Below are 6,902 nucleotides of genomic sequence, written 5' to 3'. Positions count from 1 at the left end.
CCACCTTTTTATTGTATAAAATTGTTTTTTGTATTACCATAATAAAGATAGATGTTGTTGAAAGGTTGCGAGTTAAGTCGATTTGATTTTAATTGGCACTTTTTATAGGAGGTTTTTATTGTGGAATTTTTACAAGTTGGTAAAATTGTAAACACGCATGCCTTACAAGGTGAGGTTAAGGTTGTTTCAAATAGTGATTTTAAAGAGGAACGTTTTAAAAAAGGAAATCAGTTGTTTATTGAGTTTAATGGTGAGTACATCGAAGTTATAGTTGCGACGCATCGTGAACATAAAGGCGCAGACTTATTAAAATTTAAACATTTAAATTCGATTAATGATGTTGAAAAATATAAAGGTTGTGATTTATTAGTATCGGCTGAAAATTTAGATGATTTAGATGAAAATGAGTTTTATTATTTTGAGATCATTGGATGCACAGTTAAAGCAACAACAGGTGAAGAAATCGGAGAAATTACTGAAATTTTAGAAACAGGTGCGAATGATGTTTGGGTGGTTAAGCGTAAAGGTCAAAAAGATGCGTTAATTCCATACATCGAAGATGTGGTTAAATCGGTTGATGTTGAAGCCAAAGAAGTTATCATTGAAGTATTAGAAGGATTATTATAATGAAGATTGATGTCTTAACTTTATTTCCTGAAATGTTTTCAGGAGTTTTTAATGGTTCCATTTTAAAACGTGCCCAAGATCGTGGAGCTGTGACACTAAATACAGTGAATTTCCGTGATTTTTCACAAAACAAACATAAAAAAGTAGATGATTATCCGTATGGTGGTGGAGCGGGAATGCTTTTAGCGCCTCAACCGATTTTTGATGCGGTTGAATCAGTGTGTCAAAATAGTAGCGCGAATCCTCGTATTATTTTGATGTGTCCTCAGGGAGAGCCTTTTACTCAAGCGAAAGCAGAAGAATTATCAAAAGAGGAGCATCTGATTTTTATTTGTGGTCATTATGAAGGCTTTGATGAACGAATTCGAGAACATTTAGTGACTGATGAATTATCACTTGGTGATTATGTGTTAACAGGTGGTGAACTTGCTTCGATGGTGATGACAGATGCCATTGTTCGTCTGCTTCCTGATGTGTTAGGAAAACAGGAATCTCATGAAAATGATTCATTTTCAATGGGATTACTAGAGTTTCCACAGTATACCCGTCCGGTTGATTTTAGAGGAATGACAGTTCCGCCTGTTTTAATGTCAGGGAATCATAAAGAGATTGAAAAGTGGCGTCATGAACAATCCCTTTATCGTACGTGGTCTCGTCGTCCTGATTTATTAAAGCATCACGAATTGAGTGAAGCCGATCAAAAAATCATTGAAAAGTTTGAAAATGAGAAATAAGAGATAGCCGACGCTATCTTTTTTTATTAGCCGAAGACAAGTTTTGCATATTGTAGAAAAATGTGGTCTAAGCTCGTCAGGTGCCCTCGAAAAAACAACCTTTTTTGAAAAATATTTATAAAAAAAGATTGAATTGAAGAGTTGTTTATGATATGATTCATGACGTGCCATTGGAGCATAAACACCAAATTCCGCTGAGTTAGAAGGCTAACTGAATGAATTTGCGATGAAGGAGCGTGTAGACAAATGAGTCAACAATTAATCAATGAATTAACACAATCTTATTTAAAAACTGACTTACCAGAATTCCGCGCAGGAGATAACGTCCGTGTAAGCGTACGTATCAAAGAGGGTAACCGTGAGCGTATTCAGGCATTCGAAGGTTTAGTTTTAAAACGTCAAAATGGAAAAGGAATCAGTGGAACATTCACAGTTCGTAAAGTATCTTTCGGATGTGGTGTTGAGCGTACATTCCCATTACATTCACCAGTTATCGAAAAAATCGAAGTTACTCGTCGTGGTAAAGTTCGTCGTGCAAAACTTAACTACATCCGTAGCTTATCAGCTAAAGCTGCTCGTATTAAAGAGCGTCGATAGTTTTAGTTTAAAACAATTACCTCAATTGCAACGAAGATGTCCTAAAAACCTTGTTTTAGGGCATCTTTTTTTATGAAAAACTTCAACTTTATGGTAAAATTAACATTAAACTGAATGTGTCCAGTTAAGAAGGCGTATAATAAAAAGTAGCAAAATTTTTATTTTTAAATCGTTTGAGAGAACTGACGATACAAAATAAACGTGTGGAGTGAAAGGAATGAAAAAAGTATTACTAGAGATATTTGATTGGGTAAAAACATTTGTTATTATTTTTATTATCGTAACACTTGTTCATAAGTATGTTTTTACACCTGTAAAAGTAGATGGGCCTTCTATGTATCCAACCTTACACCATGAAGACTCAGTTATTTTATGGGAATTTAATTATAAACCCAAAGCCTTTGATGTTATCGTATTTGAATATTCGCCAGATGTTTACTATGTTAAACGTGTGATTGGATTACCAGGACAAACCGTCCGTTATGAAGATGATCAGCTTTATATTGATAATCAACCTATAGCCGAACCTTTTTTAGAGGCAGGAAAAGAAATCATATCATATGTGGATGATTTTACATTTGATTTCACCTTACAAGAAATTTGTCAGTTTGATCCTTGCGATGTGATTCCAGAAGGCTATTATTTAGTACTTGGCGATAATCGTCCACATAGTAAAGATAGTCGTCATATTGGTTTGATTAGTGAAGATCAAATCCTTGGTAAAGCGACCTGGATTCAATGGCCTTTATCACATTTTGGTAAAGTTGAGTAATCAAACTTTGGTCGAAATTTTGGATTTTTTAAGTTATAATAGTAGAAGTAAACGAAATGAATTAAAGTTTTAAAGCTTAAAAACCTATGATGATAGGTTAAAATACAGCTTAGGGAGTGACAAGATGACAGTACAATGGTTTCCAGGGCATATGGCCAAAGCTCGCCGTCAAATTCAAGAAAAATTACAATTAGTGGATATTGTGTTTGAATTACTAGATGCACGAATTCCGTATTCATCAAGTAATCCAATGATGAATGAAATTATTAAACATAAACCAAAATTAATCATTTTAAATAAAGTGGACATGGCTGATCCTAATGTCACACAACAGTGGCTTAATTATTTCAAAGAGCAAGGTCAACCTGCAATTACGATTGATGCTCTTCACCAAAATGCGATTAAGCAAATAACAGAGGCATCAAAAGAAATTTTAAAGGAAAAATTCGCTAAAGAAAAAGCGAAAGGATTACGTCCTCGCCCAGTTCGTGCGATGATTTTAGGTATCCCAAATGTTGGAAAGTCAACGTTGATGAACAATTTAGCTAAACGTAAAGCGGCTCAGACTGGAGACCGTCCGGGAGTTACAAAAGCTCAACAATGGGTGAAAGTTGGACAAGAGCTAGAGTTATTAGATACACCAGGAGTGTTATGGCCTAAATTTGAAGAAAAACGTGTGGGTTATAATTTAGCAGTAACGGGTGCAATTAAGGATACGATTTTAACCCTTGATCATATTATTTTATATGCGTTAGACTATTTAATTCAACATTATCCACAGCGCCTAATTGAACGTTACCATTTAAGTGGGAACTTCGAAGATAAAGTAGCGGTTCTAGAGGAAATTGGAACGAAACGTGGGTTCTTGCAATCAGGTGGAATTGTTGACTATGATAAAGTTTATGAAATTTTATTACGTGAAATTCGTAGCCTAAAATTAGGACGACTATCATTTGAATGTCCAAAAGATTTAAATCAAGAAACGGTCAGTGAATAAAGGATAAAAATTTAGATAAGTTTTCGGACTTGGGAAGCTTTTATTTGAATTAAAGTGTGCTTTATTTGTAACAAGGCTTCAGGATGAAGTCTAATTTTAAAAATACTTCTGTCTAGATAGAAAGAGAATGAGTTCTAAGATTAGGAATTCATTCTCTTTTTATTTGATTTGAGAAAAAAGAAGAATTTTGTCTATAAATGAGAAACAAATTTAAAATGATGTAGAAATTGGATAAAAATGATGTTAAAATTAAAAAAGTTTGAAAATGGAAGATAGAGGTTTAAAATTAGAAATTTAGGCACTTTTACTGACAATGTTGACTATTTTACAAAACGTTGGTAGAATGAATAAGTTATCGCTTTTTAATTGGAAAGGTGAGCTGCACAATGAGTGAAAAGTACACGGTAGAGGAAATAAAAAGAATCTTACAACAAGATGTTGTTGATGAAGTATTTATAGATGAATTAAAACAAGATGGACGTACGAGCGTTCAAAAACTACTAAAACAGTATGAAAATAAGATTCAAAAAGAATATGATGAGTTTCAAAAATTTATTACGATGTCAATTTATGAAAATGAATTGCGTTACAGTGGAATCGAATTAATTGCCGGAGTCGATGAGGTTGGACGTGGACCGTTAGCGGGACCGGTTATTGCGGCAGCTGTTATCTTACCTGCAGATTGTTGGTTGTTTGGAATTGATGATTCTAAGAAATTATCAGAGTCTAAACGACTATATTTTTATGAGCAAATCAAAAAGAATGCGATTAGTATTGGGATTGGAATTTGTACGAGTGAAGAAATTGATCAATATAATATCTATGAGGCAACTAAAATTGCAATGGAACGAGCCGTTTCAAAATTAAATCCTAAACCTCAACATTTATTACTAGATGCTATGAGTCTACCGAGATTAGATATTCCTCAAACATCAATTATTAAAGGTGATTCTAAAAGTGTTTCGATAGCAGCAGCCAGTATTATTGCCAAAGTAACACGTGATGCCTATATGAAGAAGTTAGGTTCAGCTTATCCGCAATATGGGTTTGAACGCCACGTTGGATATGGGACAAAAGAACATTTACTAGCTATCGAGCAACATGGAATTATTTCTGAACATCGTAAGTCATTTGAACCAATTCGTTCAAAATTTAATTAGATTAAGAGAGCTTTTAATTATATAAGCTCTTTTTTTTATCTTTTCAGAAGGAAAATAGACAAGTAAAGCGTATATCACAGTAGGTGATGATATGACAATGCGAAATCGATTAATAAAGTTAAGTATTCTGAAGCGTGGAAATTGGTTTTTAATGTATGAGGCATTAAGACAAGATCCTAAATTAACACAGTTTTCTATTGAACCATCAGCTGAATCCTTATTTGATGACATTCAAACTAGAATTGTCACGATTGTTGATGAGGAATATCCCAGTTATTTTAAACAAATGGAAATGCCACCCTTTGTCTTGTATTATCAAGGAGACCTTAACTTACTTAAAGAGAAAAAAATTGGAATTATGGGAACGAATCGGCCTTCAACTTATGGAATGAAATCATGCCAGACCTTAGTTGCTCAATTAATTAACCAAAACATCGTGATAGTTGGGGGCTTGGATTTAGGGATTGATGCGATTGCACATCATGTCTCTTCTAAAAATGGAAAAAGTATTGCCGTGTTAGCGTCTGGATTTTCAAGAATTTATCCGTCGGAAAATTATCAACTTTATCAATTAATGGCAAAGGGACATTTAGTTATCAGTGAGTTTCCCCCGCATATTCCGATAGGGCGACAACATTTTTACCTGAGAAATCGAATTATTACAGCTTTGAGTGATATTTTAATGATTATTGAAGCAACTAAAGAAGGAAGAATGACGCATGTAGCCAAACAGGCTTTATACGATGGAAAAATTATTTATGCTTTACCAGGAGAATATAATTCTATCTATTCAGAAGGGAGTTTAGAATTAATTAAAGAAGGAGCGAATTGTTTAACTGATTATAAAGAGATATTAGATGAATTAAAGATGATTTATCCGTTATAGAGGAAAGAAAAAAGGTGAGACTAACAGCTGTTAGCCTCACCTTTTTTAATAGTTATCATTTAGATGGAAATTATAAGGAAAGTGCTCGTCTTGATTATAGGCTTTGAAGAGATAGCCTTGTTCTTTATAGTGGGAAATAATCAGAGGTAATACTTCTAGAGTAATCGGAAGCTCGTGTTCAAGTAATATCTCTCTTTCCCCCGCAGGAAACTCATTTAAAAAGGTCATAATCGATTCGACGGTTGTTTCTTCACGCCAATCATTGGTATCGATTGACCAGTCCCAAATTTTGAATCCGGCTTCTCCAACGTTATTAAAAATAACATCAGGCATAAAAGAGCTTCCATAAGGGGGGCGAATAATAACAGTTTTATAACCAATTAAGGGTTCAAGATAAGATTGGAGTTCTAAAGACTCTTCAAGTAGTTTATAAGGTTCTGCTTCGTTATAAATCACATCACGATTGTGAGAGATTGAATGTAGGCCAATCGTATGACCATGCTTGGCAGCATAACGAACCGAATCTTCTTTTCCATCGACATTTTTTCCAATAAAAAAGAAGGTTGCAGGAACTTGGTGTTCATCTAAAATATCGACAATTTTTTTAGTGTACTCACTTGGACCATCATCAAATGTTAAATACATGACCTTTTGATTAGCTAAATGTTCTTCTTCAATGGCTTCAGGTTGTATCTCAACGTCTGAATTATGCTGTAAGATCTGATGATCTTTGAAAATGAAGGTCACTACCACTCCGATAGCGAGTCCAAGCGTGATGATTGAAAATATCATTTTTTTAAAGTTATTCATGATTTATCCTCCCGGTTTTTATCATAATTTATTGAAAGATTATAACATAAATCCAAATATAGTAAAAATATTTTGGAGGATTTAGGGGAAAAAAGAAGAGAATCGGTAAAGGTAGGACGATAATATTGTTAAATTATAGTTTAAATATTGACAAGCTTGATATAAACCAGTAATATTTTTTGTGTTTTATTTTGATTCATATCACACCGATGAGTTGACACCAAGAGAACAAATAGTTTGATACGTTATAATTGATGGGTTAAATGAAGAAAATAAGTCATTGCATCATGACTGATTGATGAATGGATACATAAATTGA

8 protein-coding genes are annotated in these 6,902 nt (G+C 33.7%); 7 read left to right on the top strand and 1 reads right to left on the bottom strand.

What is annotated here, in order from left to right:
• The first annotated feature begins 120 nt into the window (after window positions 1-120).
• The 7 genes from rimM (at window position 121) to HMPREF9402_RS04415 (ending at window position 5,773) form a co-directional block, all read left to right on the top strand.
• Window positions 121-627 carry a ribosome maturation factor RimM gene (gene rimM, locus HMPREF9402_RS04445; RefSeq protein ID WP_009606629.1) on the top strand — a complete coding sequence of 169 codons (507 nt, stop codon included), beginning with the start codon at window positions 121-123 and terminating at the stop codon, window positions 625-627.
• Window positions 627-1,361 (top strand): tRNA (guanosine(37)-N1)-methyltransferase TrmD, encoded by a 735-nt coding sequence (trmD, locus tag HMPREF9402_RS04440; protein ID WP_006783789.1) that lies wholly within the window; start codon window positions 627-629, stop codon window positions 1,359-1,361. The genes rimM and trmD overlap by 1 nt, the downstream gene beginning before the upstream one ends.
• 246 nt (window positions 1,362-1,607) lie before the next feature.
• A complete protein-coding gene (rplS, locus tag HMPREF9402_RS04435) occupies window positions 1,608-1,958 on the top strand; it encodes a 50S ribosomal protein L19 (RefSeq protein ID WP_006783788.1) in 351 nt (116 codons plus the stop codon).
• Window positions 1,959-2,175: 217 nt separating this feature from the next.
• A complete protein-coding gene (gene lepB, locus HMPREF9402_RS04430) occupies window positions 2,176-2,730 on the top strand; it encodes a signal peptidase I (protein WP_006783787.1) in 555 nt (184 codons plus the stop codon).
• Between the two features lie 124 nt (window positions 2,731-2,854).
• Window positions 2,855-3,727, top strand: coding sequence for a ribosome biogenesis GTPase YlqF (ylqF, locus tag HMPREF9402_RS04425; RefSeq protein ID WP_006783786.1), 873 nt, complete (start codon window positions 2,855-2,857; stop codon window positions 3,725-3,727).
• 386 nt (window positions 3,728-4,113) lie between these two features.
• Window positions 4,114-4,887, top strand: coding sequence for a ribonuclease HII (locus tag HMPREF9402_RS04420; protein ID WP_006783785.1), 774 nt, complete (start codon window positions 4,114-4,116; stop codon window positions 4,885-4,887).
• A gap of 97 nt (window positions 4,888-4,984) precedes the next feature.
• On the top strand, window positions 4,985-5,773 hold the full coding sequence (locus tag HMPREF9402_RS04415; protein ID WP_230310391.1) for a DNA-processing protein DprA: 789 nt from the start codon (window positions 4,985-4,987) through the stop codon (window positions 5,771-5,773).
• 45 nt (window positions 5,774-5,818) lie between these two features.
• Here the strand turns inward: HMPREF9402_RS04415 and HMPREF9402_RS04410 are convergent, their stop codons facing one another.
• Entirely contained in the window at window positions 5,819-6,583 is a 765-nt protein-coding gene (locus HMPREF9402_RS04410) for a polysaccharide deacetylase family protein (protein ID WP_009606632.1), read from the bottom strand.
• Window positions 6,584-6,902: the final 319 nt, after the last annotated feature.

Source organism: Turicibacter sp. HGF1 (genome assembly GCF_000191865.1).
Taxonomy (GTDB): Bacteria; Bacillota_I; Bacilli_A; order MOL361; family Turicibacteraceae; genus Turicibacter; species Turicibacter sanguinis.
This window is presented reverse-complemented; position numbering and strand designations above follow the sequence as displayed.

Excerpts from the sequence above, each read along its gene's own strand:
- trmD (WP_006783789.1), top strand. The coding sequence starts at position 627 with ATGAAGATTGATGTCTTAACTTTATTTCCTGAAATGTTTTCAGGAGTT.
- lepB (WP_006783787.1), top strand. The coding sequence starts at position 2,176 with ATGAAAAAAGTATTACTAGAGATATTTGATTGGGTAAAAACATTTGTT.
- ylqF (WP_006783786.1), top strand. The coding sequence starts at position 2,855 with ATGACAGTACAATGGTTTCCAGGGCATATGGCCAAAGCTCGCCGTCAA.
- rplS (WP_006783788.1), top strand. The coding sequence starts at position 1,608 with ATGAGTCAACAATTAATCAATGAATTAACACAATCTTATTTAAAAACT.
- HMPREF9402_RS04415 (WP_230310391.1), top strand. The coding sequence starts at position 4,985 with ATGCGAAATCGATTAATAAAGTTAAGTATTCTGAAGCGTGGAAATTGG.
- HMPREF9402_RS04420 (WP_006783785.1), top strand. The coding sequence starts at position 4,114 with ATGAGTGAAAAGTACACGGTAGAGGAAATAAAAAGAATCTTACAACAA.
- HMPREF9402_RS04410 (WP_009606632.1), bottom strand. The coding sequence starts at position 6,583 with ATGAATAACTTTAAAAAAATGATATTTTCAATCATCACGCTTGGACTC.